This is a genomic window from Streptomyces viridochromogenes (assembly GCF_001270495.1).
GTDB lineage: Bacteria > Actinomycetota > Actinomycetes > Streptomycetales > Streptomycetaceae > Streptomyces > Streptomyces viridochromogenes_A.
Genome location: NZ_LGUR01000203.1, coordinates 36400 through 54908 on the forward strand (window position 1 = coordinate 36400; position 18509 = coordinate 54908).

At 73.1% G+C, this 18509-nt stretch carries 6 protein-coding genes; 3 read left to right on the forward strand and 3 right to left on the reverse strand.

Going from position 1 to position 18509, the window contains the following annotated elements; all coding sequences use genetic code 11:
• The first annotated feature begins 43 nt into the window (after positions 1–43).
• Positions 44–1108, forward strand: a complete 1065-nt coding sequence (locus ADK36_RS23930) for an LLM class flavin-dependent oxidoreductase (RefSeq protein ID WP_053199018.1) — start codon at positions 44–46, stop codon at positions 1106–1108.
• Here ADK36_RS23930 and ADK36_RS23935 read toward each other — a convergent pair.
• The 3 genes from ADK36_RS23935 to ADK36_RS23945 all read right to left on the reverse strand — a co-directional run bounded on the left by ADK36_RS23935 (position 1065) and on the right by ADK36_RS23945 (position 15978).
• Positions 1065–13130, reverse strand: a complete 12066-nt coding sequence (locus tag ADK36_RS23935) for a hybrid non-ribosomal peptide synthetase/type I polyketide synthase (protein WP_053198994.1) — start codon at positions 13128–13130, stop codon at positions 1065–1067. The genes ADK36_RS23930 and ADK36_RS23935 overlap by 44 nt on opposite strands.
• Before the next feature lie 197 nt (positions 13131–13327).
• Positions 13328–14290 (reverse strand): TauD/TfdA dioxygenase family protein, encoded by a 963-nt coding sequence (locus ADK36_RS23940; protein WP_053198996.1) that lies wholly within the window; start codon positions 14288–14290, stop codon positions 13328–13330.
• A gap of 116 nt (positions 14291–14406) precedes the next feature.
• Complete coding sequence (locus tag ADK36_RS23945) at positions 14407–15978, reverse strand: glycoside hydrolase family 32 protein (RefSeq protein ID WP_425315470.1); 1572 nt, start codon at positions 15976–15978, stop codon at positions 14407–14409.
• Between the two features lie 167 nt (positions 15979–16145).
• Between ADK36_RS23945 and ADK36_RS23950 the strand changes: the two genes are divergently transcribed.
• Positions 16146–17555 (forward strand): extracellular solute-binding protein, encoded by a 1410-nt coding sequence (locus tag ADK36_RS23950; protein ID WP_048583817.1) that lies wholly within the window; start codon positions 16146–16148, stop codon positions 17553–17555.
• Positions 17552–18505 (forward strand): carbohydrate ABC transporter permease, encoded by a 954-nt coding sequence (locus ADK36_RS23955; protein ID WP_048583818.1) that lies wholly within the window; start codon positions 17552–17554, stop codon positions 18503–18505. Before ADK36_RS23950 ends, ADK36_RS23955 begins: the two co-directional genes overlap by 4 nt.
• The last annotated feature ends 4 nt before the right edge of the window (positions 18506–18509 follow it).

Below are 18509 nucleotides of genomic sequence, written 5' to 3' on the forward strand. Positions count from 1 at the left end.
CACCGCCGTAAGCGCCATTGAGAGTTCAATGACGGAGGGGTTCATGCCGCCGACCTCACGCCCGCTGCGCAAGCTGGGCTTCCTCACCATCGGACTCTTCGACGAGGCGGATCCACGCCGGGGCCACGAGTCCACGCTGGAGATCATCGAGCTCGGCGAACGGCTCGGCTTCGACAGCGCGTGGCTCCGCCAGCGTCATCTCCAGTTCGGCATCTCCTCCCCCGTCGCCGTCCTGGCGGCGGCCTCGCAGCGCACCAGCCGCATCGAACTCGGCACCGCGGTCATCCCGCTCGGCTGGGAGAACCCGCTGCGGCTGGCCGAGGACCTGGCGACCGTCGACCTCCTGTCCGGCGGCCGCCTCAACCCGGGCGTCAGCGTGGGCCCGCCCATGCACTACGACCGGGTGCGGGAGGCGCTGTACCCCGACACGGCCGACGCCGAGGACTTCGGCTACGAGCGGGTGCGACGGCTGCTGGACCTGGTGCGGGGCAAGCCGGCCACGGACTTCAGCGGGGTCGAGGTCGAAGCCGCGCGGCGGCAGCCGCAAATCGAATACAGCTCGGACCGGGTACAGCCGCACTCCCCCGGCCTCGGCAGCCGTATGTGGTACGGCGGCGGCAGCCTGAGTTCGGCGCGGTGGGCCGGTGAGCACGGGATGAACTTCCTGACCAGCAGCGTCGTCAAGGCGGAAGGCCCCGAGGACGCGGCATCCACGGCACCGGACTTCGCGGAGATCCAGCGCTCTCACATACGCGCCTTCCGTTCCCGCCACCCCGACGGCGAGAACGCCCGCGTCTCCCAGGGCCTCGTCGTCATCCCTACCGACTCCGCGACGCCGGAGCAGCGCGCACGGTACGAGGAGTACGCCGCGGAGCGCACGCCGCGCACCGCGTCACCGCAGGGTCCGGCACGCCTGCTGTTCGCGCCGGACCTCGTCGGCACCTCGGCGGAGATCGCCGAACGTCTCCACGCCCATGCCGCGTTCCGCGAGGTGGACGAGGTGGCGTTCGCGCTGCCGTTCACCTTCGAGCACGAGGACTATGTGCAGATCCTCACCGACATCGCTACCGGGCTCGGCCCGGCCCTGGGATGGCGCCCGGCGCGATGACCCTGTCCAGCAGATGCAGCGGGGCGGGCCTCACCCCGGCGGCCTCCACCGCGTCCCAGTGAGCGAGGGCGCGGGGCAGGTCGACGAGGCCATGCGTCAGGGGCAGGTCGTTCGGAGGCCGGCCGGCCTCCGCGAGATGGGCGTGGAGCAGTGACTCCAGGCGGCACGAGGCCATGGTGCCCGGGATCCCGGGCGGCCGGACGGCGAGGCCCGCGCTCGCCACTGCCGGCAGCCCCTCGCTGAGCCGTGTCTGCGTCCGGTCGAGGGCCAGCAGTCCGCCTCCGACGACCAGCACGTCCTGTTCGCGGCTCATACGGTCCAGTGCGCTCGCCGTGTCGAAGCAGTGCGGGAAGGAGTCGTCGACCACGATCGTGCCGGGGCGCATCCGGTCGACGTCCAGGAGAGCCGTCGCGCCGCTGACGGCGGTGACGATCAGGTCGGCCTCGTAGACCGCCGCGGGCAGCGTCCGCCCGGACTCCGCGACCTGGACCGGCATCGCCGGATGCCCGGACGACAGGTCGGCTGCCAGCCGATCGAGCCGCTCGCTGCTGCCGGGCAGGTCGCACAGCAGCAGCCGGGCCGGGGGACGGGGTGCCGTCGCCAGCAGCAGTCGTAGGGACGAGGTGCCGATCGAGCCGCAGCCGACGACGGCGAGGGACAGGTCTTCGAGGCCGCGGCCGGTCGCGTCGAGCGCGGTGTGGACGGTCTTGGTCACGGCGACGGTCGTCGACGCGTGTCCGGTGGTGATCGCCGCGCTCGTCGTGGCCTCGCGCAGGACGTCGTAGCCGTAGCCGGTGAGGGACGGGATCATGCCCGCGAGCGAGACGCAGCGGGCGCCGAGGGAGGCCGCGTGCTCGACGGCGCGAGCGGTACGGACGGCCAGATCGCCGGCCGGGCCCAGTTCGTCGGCGAAGAACGGGAGGGCGACGAAGCCGGAGTTCCCCAGCGGGGTGCTCGTCTCCTCCAGCAGGCGGGCGCGACCGTCCGGGAACAGGAACGCCCGGATCTCCTCGCGGCCCAGGCCGGGGCTGTCGTACGGCACTCCGGCGAGGGCAGCCAGGTGGTGCGGGGCGGGCAGGTAGCCGACGAGTGCGGCGTCCAGGCGAGGCGGCCGTCGGCGGCTGCTGTGGTCGGGGGCGGGACCGGTCTCTCCCAGGGCCTCCCGCAGCTGCCTGCGCATCTCCTCGGCGAAGCCGGTGACTTCACCGGGCGTGAGGGCCGCCGCCGAGGCGCGCACGGTGACGCGAAGTCCCTCCCCGTCCGCCAGCGGCCGCACGGCCAGGAACACGTCCGTGCCCAGGGGCGGCGGGGCGAGGGCGGTGTCGGACTCGTCGGCGTGCAGGGTCAGCCTCCCGTCGGTCCCGGAACCCAGGGAGGTGAAGTCGAGGAAGGTGAAGAAGAACTGGGCGTGGCACGGCAGTCCCGCAGCCGTGCGCACCTCGCTGGGGCCTGCGGCCCTGGCCAGGTCGGCCTCGGCGGCGAGACGCCGCAAGTCGTCGTCGAAGGCGGCGCGTTGGTGCCGTCCGTCTCCGCCGGGCAGGGCCGGGCGCAGGGCCACCGCCTCCGCGAACGGGCCGAACACCCGGTGCGCGTCCGCCGTGGACTCCTCGCGTCCGGTGACCGCGAGCCCGAGCATCAGGTCACGCCGTCCGGTGAGTTCCGCGAGGGCGCGGTAGTACGCGGTGAGCAGCGGCGCGTACAGGGTGCGGTGTCCCGAGCGGGCGAGCCGCCGCAATCCCCCGGTCGTGACGGCGTCCACGGTGAACCCCGAGGTGTGGTACGCCGGTTGGCCATCGGCGGGCTCGGCGCTTTCGGGGTTCGGCCGACGCAGTACGGGGGGTTTGTAGGGCGCACCCAGGCGGGCTCGGTATGCCTCGGCCGCGGGGCCGTGCGGCTGGGGGCGTTCGGAGGAGCTGGTCACGTGGTCGCGGAAGGTGGTGTCGAGCGGCGGCAGGCCGTGCGGCAGACCGCGGTCGAGGCGGTCGTACGCGGTGAGCAGTTCCCTGGCGAGGAGGGCGGCGCTGAAGCCGTCGCCGATGAGGTGGTGCGCGTGGACGAGGAGCACGTGCTCGCCGGGTGCCACGGTGAACAGCCGTAGCCGCAGCAACGGCCAGGCCCAGGGCTCCAGTCGGCGCCCCGCCTCCTCGGCGATCCGCTGCTCCAGCAGGTCGGGGTGTGCGAGGGACTCCGTCTGCACGGGCAGGCGCAACGAGTCCGGCAGTTCCTGCTGCACGGGCGGGCGGGCGCCCGCCGGGAAGACGGTGCGCAGCATCGGATGCCGGGCCACCAGGACGTCCACGGCACGCTGGAAGACGTCATGGCGCAGTGGGCCGCGCAACCGGAAGCGGGCGAGCCAGCCGGAGCCCGACCCCGGGTTGATGGCCTCGGCGAGCAGGAAGCCCCGTTGGGAGGGCGTGAGGGGGTAGGGCCCCGGCGGCTGCGCGGGGCCGGGGTCCGCGGCCGGGTCGGGCGGCGGCTCGGTGGCCGCGCTGTCGAGGGCCGCCGCGAGTGCGCCGAGCGTGCGGTGGGTGTAGACGGTGGTCGGCCGTGGGACCGCGGGCAGGTCCTCACGCAGGCGGGCGAAGAGTTCGAGCACCATGATGGAGTCGCCGCCGAGTCCGAAGAAGTCGTCCTCGCGGGTGACGTCCGGTACGTCCAGCAGGGCCGACCAGATACGCGCCAGGGTGCGCTCGGTCGGTGTGGTGGGCGGGGTTCCCGGGCCGCGCCGCCGCGAGGGCTCCTGGGCGGGGTGGCCGTCCGCGGCGTCGCCTCGGCTGAGCCGGCCGTGCCCCTCGGTCCCGTCGGAGTCATCCGTGCCGGGTGTTCCCTCGGACTCGGAGGCGGCCAGCAGCTTGCGGTCGATCTTGCCCGTGCCCGTCAGGGGGATCGCCGCGATCGAGCGGATGCGTCCGGGCAGCATGTAGGGCGGCAGCACACGGGACAGGAAGGCCCGCACCTCGCGCGGGTCCGGATCGGGCGAGCCGGTCCGGGGCTCGGCGTACGCCACCAGGCGTCCCCCGACGAGGAGTACGGCGGCCCGGGCGATGTCCGGGTGGGCGAGGAGCGCGGCCTCGACCTCGCCGGGTTCCACCCGGTGGCCGCGGACCTTGACCTGGTCGTCGAGACGGCCGAGGAACTCCAGTACGCCGTCCGGGGACCGGCGGACCCGGTCACCGCTGCGGTACCAGCGCCGGCCGTCGCGCTCGACGAAGGCCGCCGAGGTGAGCCGCGGTTCGCCGAGGTATCCGGGGGTCAGTCCGGTTCCGGCGATGAGCAGTTCACCGGCCTCGCCGGGCGCGCTGGGACGCCCGTCCTCGGTGACCACGGCCAGTTCGGTCCCGGCCACCGGCCGGCCGATGGGCAGCTGCCGTACGTCGTCGGCCGGCCGGGTGTCGATGATGTGGCAGGTGGCGTTGATGGTGGACTCGGTGGGCCCGTACAGGTTGGAGATCCTGTGCTCCGGTCCCCCGCATCCGTCGAGCAGGTCGAACCACCGCCGCACGTGCGCGGCGGGCAGTGCCTCGCCGCCGACGTGGACCCAGCGCAGGGCCGACAGGTCCGGGGGTGTTCCGTTCCGTCTCACCCGGGTCTCGGCGGCGGTCAGCAGTCGCTCCCACAGCGTCGGCACCGAACTCCACACCGTGATCCGGTCGTTGACGACCAGGTCGAGGAGCGCCTCGGGGTCCCGCAGAAGGCCCCGGGTGAGGGTGTGGACGGTGGCGCCGGCCAGGAGCGGTGCCAGCAGCTGGCGCACGGAGGCGTCGAAGCAGACGGACGCGGTCTGCACGAGGCGGTCCCCGGGGCGGTAACCGAAGGTGATCAGTGACCAGTCGAGGTAGTTGAGCATGGAGCGGTGCGTGATCGGAACCGCCTTGGGGCGGCCGGTGGATCCCGAAGTGAAGATCACGTAGGCGATGGCGTCCGGGCCGGGGGCGGCGTCGGCGGGCGGAGTGTCGTACGCGGACGGCGCGGCTGAGGGCGGTTCGTCCACGGCGACCGGTGTGATCCCGTCCAGCGCGGCGACGGCCTCGCGCGTCGCGCCATGGCAGACCACCACGCCGATCCCTGTGCGTTTCGCCTGGTCACGGACCCGGGACAGGGGATGGGTCGGGTCCAGGGGCACCCATCCGGCGCCCGCCCGAAGGATGCCCACGACGCCGACGACGGTGTCCTGCGCGCCCGGTTCGGTGAGCAGGCCGACCAGGTCGCCGGGGTGTACGCCACTCGCTCGCAGCCGGGCCGCGAGGGTGTCGGAGGCGGCGTCGAGTTCGGCGTAGGTGAGCCTGGTACGGCCGGTGTCCACCGCCACGGCCCCTGGGGCCGCTCGGAACCGGGCGCGGAGGCGGTCGACGATCCCCCCGCCGCTGTCGTCCCGTTCGGCAAGGGCGGGCTGGTCGGCCATGGCCCGCAGTTCCGCCATGTACTCCCCCGCGAGGCGTTCGACGGTCTCGTGTCGGAAGAGGTGCGCGGGGTGGTTCCAGGAGAAGTGCAGGGTCGCGTCCGACTCCCAGCACAGCAGTCCCAGCCGGGTCGCGGCGGACGCGGTGGCCGCCGCGGTCGGGGTCACGGTGAGCGGCCAGTCCTGGCCGTGGCTCACGGGGAAGCGGGCGAAGCTGAACCCGGCCGGGGCGACCGTACGCGGGGCGGTACCGGTAGTGGGCAGCAGCGCGGCGATGTCGGGACTGGCGAGCGTCGCGTGGGCCTCCGCCTCCCGCCAGATCTGCCGCAGCCGCCGGGCCAGCACGGTCACGGGCTCGTCGGGTTCGACGACGGCGAACACCGGCAGGGTGTCGGCGAGCGGGCCCACCAGGCGGTCGATGCCGGGCAGGGGCGCCTCCCGGCGGGCACGCGCCACGTTCACCGCGACGGCCCGCTGTCCGCCGCTCCAGCGGGCCAGACAGCGGCCGTACACCGCGAGGAGCAGGTGGAAGAGGGAGACTTCGTGCCGGGCGGCCATCGCGCGCAGCGCCACCGTGAGCGAGGTGTCGGCGGTGGTCTGGTGGTGAGTGAGCGGCGGCGTCGGGAGCGCCTCCGGGTCGCCGTCGTACGGCAGGTCCGGCTGCCGCCCCTCAGCCGCGGCGGCAGCGGTGTGCTCCGCGACGCGGTCCCGCCAGTACCGCTGGTCCCGGGTGAAGGCGGGGGACTGACGGCCGGCGGTGTCGAGGGCCGCGTAGTCGGCGAACTCGGCGCGAGGGGCGGTCAGTTCGGGTGAGCGGCCATGGGCCAGCTCGGTGTAGAGCGCCCAGAGTTCCTCGCACAGCAGCTTGAGGCTGAAGCCGTCCACCGCGCTGTGGTGGACGGCCAGCAGCAGGTGGGCGACGTGCGCGTCCCGCCGGTCGCGGACCAGGACGGCACGTGCCGGGTCCTCGGTGGTCAGGTCGAACGGCCGGTTGTACAGCCGCTGTTCGAGGTCGGACAGGGGTGGCGGGGTGGCGTCGGGCTCGTGGACCTCGTACCAGCGGGGCGCCCGGTCGGTGGGCTCGGCGGGCGCGGTGTACTGGGTCGGTGGTGTGCCGTTCCCGGTGATCCGCAGGCGCAGCATGGGGTGGCGGGCGGCGAGGTGGGCGAGGGCTCGGCCGAGGAGGCCGGGGTCGAGGGGGCCGCGGACGGTCTGGCGGATGTAGCCGTAGGCGGTGACGCCCTCGTACAGGGCCTTGGTGGTGAGGAAGGCCCGCTGGAGGGGCGTGAGTGGGTACGGCGTGTGGGCCGCCGGGCCGCGATGCACGGTGGCGGGCGCGCGGGATGCTCGCGGGCCCGGTGCGCCGAGGTGGGTGGTCAGTTCGCCGATCGTCCGGTGTTCGAAGAGCAGGGTGGCGGACAGGGGCAGCCCGAGTTCCGTCTCCAGTCGGCGCGCGAGGTCGACGGCGGTCAGCGAGTCCAGCCCGAGGCTGAGGAACTGCTCGTCGTCACCGATGTCCTCGGGGGCACGGTGCAGGGCCTCGGCCAGCAGGCGGCGGATCAGGTCGGCCAGGGGGGCCGGGTCGGGCAAGCAGGCCGGGTCGGGCACCGTCCCGTCTGCGGGCGATGCCGGACGAGTCGCGGAGTGCCGACTGTCGGCCGAGCGGTCCATGGCGACGACCGCCGCTACGGGCGCCGCCGAGGAGCTCACCAGCACGTGCGCGGCACCGGTGGAGATGGCCGTCCGCAACCCCGCGATCGCGACCCGCGCGGTCATGGAACCCAGTCCGCGGGCACGCAGCCGGGCCTCGGCCGGTGACCCGGCGGCCAGTCCCGCGTCCGCCACCGGCCCGAACCCGACCGCCAGCCAGGGCCGGCCCGCCGTGCGCTCGGCCGCGGCGAAGGCGTCCAGGAAGGCGTTGGCGGCCGCGTAGTCGCCGAGTGCGCCGGCGAGACCGGGCAGTACCGAGGAGACGGAGGAGAAGGCGACGCGTACGGCCGGTTCCTGGCCGTGTCGGCGCAGGGCGGCGGCGAGCAGCGCCGTGCCCCGCACCTTCGCGGCGAGCACCTGCTCGATCTCCGCGTCGGTCTTGGCGCGGAGGGTGCCGGGCCGGACCGTACCGGCGGCGTGGAAGACCCCGTCCAGCGGGGGCAGGGTGGCGAACAGGGCGTCGACGTCGGCTTCGTCGGACACGTCCGCCGCCTGGTACCGGGCACGGGCGCCGTGGGCACGCAACTCGGCGAGCAGTTCGTCCGGCACCCTCGCGGAACGTCCGGTCAGGATCAGTTCGCAGGCGCCGCGGCCCGCGAGGTCGCGCGCGAGGGCGGAACCGAGCCCTCCGGCTCCCCCGGTGATCAGGTACGTACCGTCCGCCGGCAACTCCTCGCGTGCCGTGGCCACGTCCGTCACGTGGGCCGGTGTGCGGCTGACCCTGCGCCCGGCGCGCCAGGCGACGGCGCCCTCGGCGCCGGCCTCGTGGGCGGAGTACAGCTCGCGTTCCAGGGCGTCGACGCGGGCGTCGAGCGGGTCGCGGGAGGACAGGTCGACGCTGCGGGTGGCGAGTCCCGGGTGTTCCTCCGGGAGTGCGAGGGCGAAGCCGTGCGGGAGTGCCTGGATCGGGTGTGCCCGTTCCGGCGAAGCGCCGGTGACGTAGGCGTCCTCGGTGACGACCAGTAGCCGGGAGCAGTCGGCGGAAAGCAGGTCGAGTACCTGGCGCAACGAGGTGGTCGCGGTGGTGTGCGGGGCCTGCCGTCCTCCGTCTGCGGCGCCCTCCTCTCCCGCCAGCCACACCACGGTGTCCGCCGACGCCGCGTCCGGCCCGTGAGCGAGGTCGTCCCCCAGGACCGTGACCCCACGGCCGGTGAGCCGCTCGGCCAAGGCGCGGCCCAGCGCCCGGCCGCCCCCTGCCAGCCGTACCACGCGGGGCCCGCCCGCGGGCGTGAGCGGAGCGTCCCCCCAGCCGAGCCGGCACACGACAGGCGCCGCGTCGGGCCTGCGTGGCCAGTGGCGGACGCGCTGGAACGGGTACGTCGGTACCGGCACCCTCGGACGCCCGGCGGCGTGAGCGGTCCGGGTCCGGTCCAGAGCCGCACCCCGTGTCCACAGCCGGCCCGCCGTCTCCAGCAGCGTCCGCGCCCCCGAGGAGTCCGCGTCACCGCCCGCGGCTGAGGGAAGTCCCGTCGTCGACACCGCCACGTCCAGAGCGCCTTGCGCCCTCGCGACCGCGCGGACGGCCCCACCAAGGGTGTTTCCCGGCCCGAGTTCGAGGAAGGTGTCGTAGCCCTCCTCCAGAAGCTTCGCCACTGCCGCACCGAACCGCACCGGCCGCACGGCATGCGCCTGCCAGTACGCGGGCGAGAGACCGGGCTGCCATGCGCCGCTGACCGTGCTCAGCATCGGTACGGTCCCCGACTTGACCGTCAGTGCCTTCGCGGCGTCCCCCAACGCATCGAGGACAGGCTCCAGCAGCGGTGAGTGGAAGGCGTGGGAGACCCGGAGCCTGCGTGCGGCCACGCCCCGGCCGCTCAGTTCAGCGATGGCACGGTCGACGGCGTCCCCGGCGCCCGAAACCACCACCTGATCGGGCGCGTTGACCGCGGCGACGCTCAGCGTGCCGCCGGATGCGGAGACCAGCTCGGCGACGGTGTCCTCGGCGCCCCGGACGGCGGCCATGGTTCCGGGCAGGGCCAGTTCGGCCACCAGCCGCCCGCGCTCCGCGGCGAAGCCCACCGCCTCGTCCAGGGTCAGCGAACCGGCGACACACGCGGCCGCGATCTCGCCCACGCTGTGCCCGGCGACCGCGTCGACCGGCACCCCCCACTCCGCCAGCTGCCGGGCGAGCCCCACACCGAACGCGACGAGCAGCGGCTGGGCCACCTCCGTCCGGGCCAACTCCCCGGGATCCGTACCGGGATCGAGGCACCACTCGGCGAGCGAGCGCCCGCGTATGGGCCCCGTCAGCGAGGACGCCTCGTCGAGAACCTCCCGGAACGCCGGAGCCGACCGGTACAGGGCGCGCCCCTGGCCGGGTCGCTGGGCTCCCTGTCCCGGTAGCAGGAACACCGTCCGTGGGCGGGACCGGGCGGGCGTGAAGTCCGCCGTGCGGGCGGCGTCGAGGCGGTCCGCCAGGTCACCGTCGGCGATCACGGCCAGCCGGTAGGGGCCGTCGTCACGCGCGGTGTTCACGGTGGCGCAGAGGTCCGCCTCGTGCGCCTCCGGGTGCGTGCGCGCATGGGCGGCCAGGTCGACGGCGGCCGTCCGCAGGGCGTCGGCGCTGTGGGCCGACAGCGTGAGCAGGTGGGGGCCGTGGGCAGGGGCGGGAGTCCCGGAGGGGGTCCGTGCGGGTGGTTCCTCCAGGACGGCGTGGGCGTTGGTACCGCCGAAGCCGAAGGCGTTGACGCCCGCGATCAGGGGCCCGGGGGCCCGCCATTCCCGCTGCTCGGTGACGAGTTCGAAGCCGGGCGCGACGCGCGCCAGGTACGGCGCGGACCCGGTGGCGTGCGGAGAGGGCGGGAGCCGGCGGTGCTGGAGTGCCAGGACCGTCTTGACCAGGCTCGGCATGCCGGCCGCGTTGAGCAGGTGCCCGATGTTCGCCTTGACCGAGCCGAGCAGGCGCGAAGTCCCGTCCGCGCGGGGCGGAAAGGCGTACCCGAGTGACTGCGCCTCGACGGGGTCGCCGACCGGTGTGCCGGTTCCGTGCGCCTCGACGTACGACACCGCGTCGGGGTCGATGCCGCACGCGCCGTACGCCCGGGTGATGACCTCGCGTTGGGTGCGCGGGTTGGGGGCGAGCAGGCTCAGCGACCGCCCGTCGTTGTTGACCGCGGTGCCGCGGACCAGGGCGAGTACCGGATCGCCGGCGCGCAGGGCGTCGTCCAGGCGGGTGAGGACGAGGACCGCTCCGCCCTCGCCCGGCACGATTCCGTCGGCGGCTGCGTCGAAGGGGCGGCTGCCGCCCGTCGGGGACAGCGCGCCCGCGCGTTCGAGCAGCCGGTGCCCGGTCGGGGTGAGGGCGAGCTGGACGCCGCCCACCACGGCGACATCGCACTCGCCGCTCTGGAGGCTGCGCCGTGCCAGGTGGAGCGCCACGAGGGCGGAGGAGCAGGCGGTGTCCACCGCCAGGGCGGGGCCGTCGAGGTCGAGTGCCTGGGAGAGGCGGGCGGCGATCAGGTTGGGCAGGTTCCCGGTGAGCGCGCCGGGGTGGCCGGCCAGGTCGCCGTCGGTGGCGGCGGCGAGGATCTCGCGGTATCCGCTGTCGCCGACGGCGGCGAACACGCCGATCCTGCGGCCGGTGCGGCGCGGTCCCGCGTACCCCGCGCGCTCCAGGGCTTCGTGGGCCAGCTCCAGGAAGATCCGCGCCTGGGGGTCGGTCGCACGGGCGTCCTCGTCGTCCATGCCGAAGTAGGCGGCGTCGAAGAGCGAGGGGTCGGGGAGGAAGGAGCCGAAGAATCCGGGGGCGTCGTCCCAGCGGTCGTCGGGTACGGCCGTCAGCGTGTCGCGGCCGGAGAGGAGCAGTTCCCAGAATGCCTCGGGGGTGTTCGCACCGGGGAATCGGCAGGCCATGCCGAGTACGGCCACCGGTCCCCGCCCCGCGTGCTCGCCGGCCGGCGGCGCGACAGCGTCCCGCCGCGCCTCGGACGCTCCCCCGGTCTCCCGGACCAGTGCCAGCACATGGCCGGCCAGTGCGGCCACGGTGTGATGGTCGCGCAGGTCCCGGGGCTCCACCGTGACGGAGAAGGCGTCCTCGATCTCCGCGAGAACCGACATCGCCTTCAATGAGGAACCGCCGAGGGCGAGGAAGCGGTCGTCCCGGCCGATGGCCGCCGGGGGGAGGTCCAGGGCCTGTGCCCAGATCTCCCGGATCGCTTCCTCGACGTCACGCCGGGAGCGTGGCCCGGCCCCCCGCGAACCGCACTCCGCCCCCCGGGCGGTCCGCGAACCCTCGGCCCGCGCGGCGCCCAACCGCTCCTCGACGGCCGTGTAGGCCCCCGCCGCGAACCGCTCCCGCATCAGCGCCCGCCGCAGCTTGCCGCTGGTCGTCCGGGGGAACGCCCCCGGCGGCAGCGGCAACACCCGTACGTCGTCATGCCCCAGCGCCTCGCGAACCCGGGCCGCCGCGGAGTCGAGCACCGGCAGGGCCGTGGCGAGGGCGGGCCGGGCCCACTGCACGAACACCGCCACGCGATCGCCCCCGGTACGCGGATCGGTGGACCCGACCGCCGCCACCGTCCCACCCGGCAGTCCCGGCGTGGCGGCGACGGTCTCCTCCAGATCGGGTGCGTGGAAGGTACGGCCGCCGACGAAGACGACGTCCTTGTGGCGGCCGGTGACGCACAGTCGGCCCTCGTGCAGGAAGCCGAGGTCGCCCGTGCGCAGCCAGCCACCGCGGAACGCGGCCGCGCTCGCCTCGGCGGCGCGGTGATAGCCGCGTGCCACCTGGGGTCCGCGTACCTCGATGTGACCGACCCGCCGGTCGTCCACCGGGTTCCCGGCATCGTCGGTCACCCGGAGCTCGCACTCCGGGACGGGACGGCCCACATCCATCAGTTCGACGGTGTCCGGGCCGGTTCCGGCCGGGACGGCGCGGCCACGGCTGAGGGCCTTCCGGTCCAGTCGCAGGGGCGCGGCGATCTCCCCGAGCGGGGGCACCGTCACGGCGAGCGTGGCCTCGGCCAGCCCGTACACGGGGAGCATGGCCGTGGCGTGCAGTCCTGCCGCACCCCCCTTGGCGCTGAACTCCCGCCACACGCGCGGTGCGATCGGCTCGGCACCGACGAGCATCAGGCGTACGCAGCTCAGGTCCAGTGCGGCCCAGGTGCTGTCCGGCACCCGCCGCGCCGTGAGCGCCAGCGCGAAGTTCGCTGCCGAGAGGAGGGTGGCCCGGTGCCGGTCCACCGCTTCGAGCCAGCGGGCCGGGCGCTTGGCGAAGGTCAGCGGTTCCAGTCGTATCTGCTTCAGGCGTGCCGCCATGGGGACGAGGTGGGTGCCTATCAGACCCATGTCGTGGAAGTACGGCATCCAGCTCGCCACCACGTCGTCCGGCGTGATCGCCATGGCGGCGCGGATCTGCCGGAGGTTGGCGAGCACGGCCTCGTGGGTGAGTTCCACGCCCTTCGGGGCGCCGGTGCTGCCGGAGGAGAACTGGACAAACGCGAGGTCCTGAGGCTCTCGGCGGGGCAGCGCGCGCAACGGGCGGCCTTGGCGCAGCGCGTCCAGCCGCACTGCGCGCACCGCCCCCGGGATCTCGGCGAGCAGGGGGCCGGTGGCGGTGGCGTCGTCCACCACGACGGCGGGCCTGCCGAGGAACTCCCACACCGGCCCCACGCGACGGGCCTCCGGGGCGAGCGGAACCGGCACGAGCCCCGCCGCCAGCGCTCCCCAGAACATCGGCTGGAAGTCCTCGCCGCGATCCGCGAGCAGCGGTACGGGCGTGCCGGGCTCCAGCCCCGCCTCGCGCAGCCCTCCCGCCACGCGCAGTGCGTCGTCGCGGAGTTCGGTGAAGGTGACGGTGTGTTCGCTGCCGTCTCCCCGGACATGTACGACGACCTGTCCGGGTGTCTCCTGTGCGGCGTGCAGCAGCACGTCGAGGAGCGTGGCGGCGGTGCGGCGCCCGGGAGTCGGCATGCGCTTCCTTCCTCGTCGCACGGGGCCCCGCCCGTGGACGCGCCCTGCCGGAGTCCGGTACCCGGGCCGAGCGTTGTCGATCATTCACCTGTACGACGACGAGTTTCGTCGAACGGTTCACCGGCGAAATGACCAGTTGTCGGCTGCCGTACCGCCAAGGGCCCGTGGGAAAGTCGTCGAGCCCGGCCCGAACGGGACTACCAGCGCCCCGGTTCGGTCCCGGTGATCGGCTCCGACGGTTTGCCGTCCACGCCGACCGGCACGTCCCCGGCGAGCATCACCCGGTGCATGGTCCGGGGGAAGTCGAGGTGGGCGTTGTCGCTGGGGGCGAGGTGGATGGTGGCCCGGTTGTCCCAGAAGGCGACGCTGCCGGGCTCCCAGCGGAAGCGGACCGTGTACTCGGGCCGCACCGCCTGCTCCAGCAGCATGTCGAGGATCGCCCTGCTCTCGGCCCGCGAGAGGCCGGCGATCTGCTCGACGTAGTAGCCGTTGACATAGAGCACCCGCTCCCCCGTCTCCGGATGGACGCGCACCAGCGGATGCAGCGAGGCGACCTGGTGGTCCAGCAGATGACGGACGTACGCGTCGTCGCCGGGCCGGGGCTGGTAGCCGACGCCGAGTCGGTGCTCGGCGCGCAGCCCGGCCACGAACTCCCGCACCGGGCCGGAGAGTCCGGCGTACGCGGCCGCCAGGTTCGACCAGGTCGTGTCGCCGCCGTACGGGGGTACGGTCTCGGCGCGCAGGATCGTCGCGGCGGGCGGGTCGATACGGGCGCCGTGGTCGCAGTGCCAGCCGCGCAGCAGGGTGTGGCGGCGGCGCCGCAACCACTCGTCGTGCTCCATGCCGAACTTCCCGCCCAGCTCCAGCCGGTCGGCGGTGGTCTCGATCTCCGGGAAGTCCGCCGGGGAGGCGCTCCCGCGCTTGCGCAGGACGACCGGTTCGCCGAACCGGCGCGCGAACGCCACATGCCCGGCGTGGTCCAGCCGCTGTCCTCGGAAGAACACCACCTTCCAGCGCAGCACCGCCGCCCGGATCGCGGCGACCACGGAGTCCGCCAGGTCACCGGCCAGGTCGACGCCCGTGATCTCCGCGCCGATGTGCCCGGCGACCGGTCGCACCCCGATCCCTGTGCCGTCCGCGATGGTGCTGTCCGTCGTCATGCCCGCTCCGTCGGTCGTCCGTCTCCGCCGGCTCCGGTCCGAGCCGGTTCCAGGAAGATCGTGACAGTGTTCGGCGGGCATGGCGACAGGGCCCGGGACAGCGGTTCACAGCGGCGTCAGACGGCGAACTCCCGTATCACCGTGTTCCGGAACACCGCCGTGCCGTCGATGGTGAACAGGGCGAGCCCGGTGTCGGCCGGGTCCGGGAAGACCTCGGTGGAGTGCACGTACCGGCCGTCGTCCACGAACATCTCGATGGACGTACGGTCGATCAGGATGCGCAGTCGCACCGTGCCCGCGGACGGGGCGAAGGGGCTCCGGCTCTCCTGCCACCGGCCGGTGCTGTCGGGGCTCACGGTGTATCCGCGGTTGACGAAGGCGTAGTCGCCGTAGATCCCGGCGTCGATGTGGCGCCCACCGTCGGAGGAGCGCCGCAACTGGAGCCCCACGCCGGTCAGTCGGTCCCAGCTGATCTCGGTGGTCAGCTCGTAGGCGGTGCCGGTGTAGTCGAGCAGCAGACTCCCGTTCACCTCCAGGTCGCCGAGGTCGACCGTGCGGGAGACGTGGCCGTCGAGGCCGGCGACCGGCTGGGAGGCCAGGTAGTACGTGCCGTCCGTGGCCCGCTTCAGGGTGACCTCGCGGACGATCGAGTCGGTGCCGTTGAAGCCGTCGCACTCGATGGTGGGCGTGGTGTTGGCGTAGTCCCAGTGGTTCATCCAGCCGATCGCGTACCGTGCCGCCGGGTCGAGCGTGCCGCCGGCGTCCCGCTTCTCGAAGGTGACGGCGGCATACCAGTCCCAGCCGTGATCGAGCCACTGCGGGTCGCTCCGGTCGGGCGTGAAGGTGGTGCCGTCGAAGGATCCCGTCCAGTAGGCGTACGTGCTCGGCAGCCCGGATCCCTTCCCGTTGGCGCTGACGCCCAGCACCCACTTCCAGGTGCCGTCCGCAGCCCGGATGCGGAACAGGTCCGGGCACTCCAGGACGCCGATGCCGCCCTTGATGAAGCCTCCGACGTACGTCCACGACTTGAGGTCGGCGGAGTGGTAGAAGCCCACCTTGTCGTTCTCGGCGAGGGCCATCACCCAGCGCCCGCGCTCCTCGTCGCGGATGACCTTGGGGTCGCGGAAGTCCCGGACGCCGGGGTTGGGCAGGACCGGGGCGGTGCCGTGGTTGGTGAACGTACGGCCGCCGTCGGTCGAGTAGTACAGGTACTGCGCCTGGGTGACGTCGCCGGGCGCCATGGTGGCGAGGACGATCACCGCGCCCGCGCCGAAGCCCGCCGTGTTGTCGGTGTCGACCACCGCCGAGCCGGACCAGACGTCGCCGTTGGGTGTGGTGTCCTTCGGCACGGCGATCCCGCGGTCGGTGAAGGAGACCAGGTCGGTGCTGGTCGCCAGGCGCCAGGTCGTGCCGGCGGTCGTGCCGCCCGTCGAGTAGTCGGGGTTGTAGAGGTAGTAGTAGTGGTACTCACCGTCGATCCACACCGGCCGCTGCGGGTCGTTCATCCACTGGTCGGGGACCGTGAAGTGGTACTCGGCGCGGTAGCCGCCGGTGCAGGCGGCGGCCGTCGCGGACGCCGCCACGGCGGGTCTCGGACCGGCCGGCAGCACTGCGCCGGCCGCGCCCACGGCCGAGGCGATTAAGAGTGACCTCCTGGACATTCCGGGCATACCAAATACGCCACGCATGGTGCGGCTCCTTCCCCGACGCCGTCGTCAGGACTGTGGCTCGTGGAGCAGGACTTTGCGACCTAACTCGTTAAAGGTCAAGTGGTTCGCGACTATTGACAGGGACGTAACACCCTTCACATCATCTGGGGCATCACTACTCGACTAACACGAGTTAGGCCCGTTAGATGACCGACGCGCACCTCACTCGCCGCACGCTGCTGCGGTACGGCGCCTACGGCGCGGGAGCCGCCGCGCTGGCCGGCACCGCCGCGAGCTGGGACCGGCTCACGGGAGCCGACATACCCGGCCGGGACGACGGCTCGCTCGTCGTCGCCACCCTCGGCCCCGCATACGGCCCGGAGGCCATCCGCACGCTCACCGAGGGCTTCAAGCAGGTCCACCCCGACATCAAGCTCCGCATCAACGCCGTGCAGGCCGTCGACTGGTCGGACTTCTTCGCGAAGATCCTCACCCAGATCGCTGCGGGCACCGCTCCCGACCTCGTGTACGTCGCCACCGAAGGCGTCCAGCTGTTCGCGCAGCGCCTCGGGGTCCCGCTGGACGACTGGGTGAAGCGGGACGCCGAGGAGCTGCGCGAGTACTTCGCCGACGTCCATCCCTCGCTGGTGGAGTCGATGATGTACGAGGGGAGCCTCTACCAGCTGCCGGTCGAGTTCAACGCCGCCGACATGTACCTCAACAACCAGGTGCTGAAGCGGGCGGGGGCGGACTTCCCGGCGGCCGACTGGACCCGCGACGACTTCACCGGCCTGCTGCGGGACATGAAGAAGTCCAGCGGCTCCCAGTTCACGCCGTACTTCTGGACCAACCGCCTGTGGGGCGGGGTGGTGCCCTGGCTGTTCGCCAACGACACCAACCTGCTCACCGAGTCCAAGGCGCCGGGCGGCGGCTGGCTGTGGGACTCCTTCTATCCGGCCGCGGCACGGCAGGGGCGCGGGGGCGGCTTCCGGTGGACGACGCCGCAGGCCACCGACGCGCGGGTGGAGGAGGCGTACGACTATCTCGCCTCCCTCGTCCAGGAGGGCCTGTGCAGCCGGCCCGAGGGCGGCAACGGCCAGAACCTCATCGGCGTGTTCTCCACCGGCCGGGTCGGCGTCACTCCGGCGGGCGGCTTCTGGGCGGGCGGCCTGCACCTGGCCGGCATGAAGGCGAACGGCTTCGACGTGCAGTACTTCCCGCGCTGGCGCACCCAGCGCATGCAGTACGGCGCGGCGGGCTACGCGCTGCTGCGCACGTCGAAGCGGCAGGAGGAGGCCTGGGAGTTCATCAAGTACGCCGCCCGCCGGGACACCCTGACGCGGCTGTTCGAGACCAACCAGACCACTCCGGCGCGCCGCTCCATGCTGACCGCCGACCGCTACCGCGAGACCGGCCCGAACCACTGGCAGGTCTTCTACGACACCCTCGACAAGTTCCCCGACACCGGTCCGATCCCTGCCCCGCCGCAGGTCGCCGAGGTCGAGCAGGTGCTGCTCAAGCACACCGGTACCGCCCTGGCCTCGCGGCGCTCGGTCGCCCCCGCGCTGCGCCGGATGCAGAGCGATCTGGAGAAGGCCATGGAGCGTGACGTATGACGAACACCCAGATACCGGCCGTACGGCCGCAGCAGCCGGCCGCGCCGCCGGCGTCCGCGCCCCGGCCCCCCACCCGCGACCGTGGCACCCGGCTGCTGGCCACGCTGTTCCTGGCGCCCACGATCGTCGGCATCGTCGTCTTCACGGTCGTCCCGATCATCGGCTCGGTGGTGCTGAGCCTGTTCCACTGGAACGTGATCGACGACCCGAGCTTCGCCGGGGCCGCCAACTACCGCGAGGTCTTCACCGATTCGACGGTGCTGGTGTCCTTCCGCAACACGCTGGTGTTCATGGTGTTCGCGGTCGCGCTGCAACTGGTCGTCGCCCTGGTGCTGGCCCTCGCGGTGAACGGGCGGATGCCGGTGTGGCTGCGCTCGGTGTTCCGGTCGGCGTTCTTCTTCCCGCTGGTGCTGTCCGCCGCGTCGATCTCGGTGGTGATGAAGTACCTGTTCAACCAGGACTTCGGCGTCGTGAACTGGCTGCTCGGGCTGGTCGGCGTCGCGCCGGTGCCGTGGCTGACGTCCGAGAACGCGGCGATGGCCACGGTGATCCTGGTCTACGTCTGGCAGCAGTTCGGGTTCTCGTTCCTGCTGTTCGTCGGCGGTCTGAACAACATCCCCAAGGAGATCCACGAGGCCGCCTCCCTCGACGGCGCGACCGGTCTGCGCAAGCACCTGAACGTGACGCTGCCGCTGCTCTCCCCCACGCTGCTGGTCGCGTCGGTGGTCGGCATCATCAACGCGCTGCAGGTCTTCGAGCAGCCGTACGTCCTCACCAACGGCGGGCCCGGAGACGCCACCCGGACCGTGGTGATGGTGATCTACGAGAGCGCGTTCGAGCAGCTGCGCTTCGGTGAGGCCTCCGCGGTGGGTGTGCTGCTGTTCGTGCTGATCATGGCGGTCACCGCCCTCCAGTTCCGGCTCAGCCGGCGTTTCGTCCACTACCAGTGAGCCG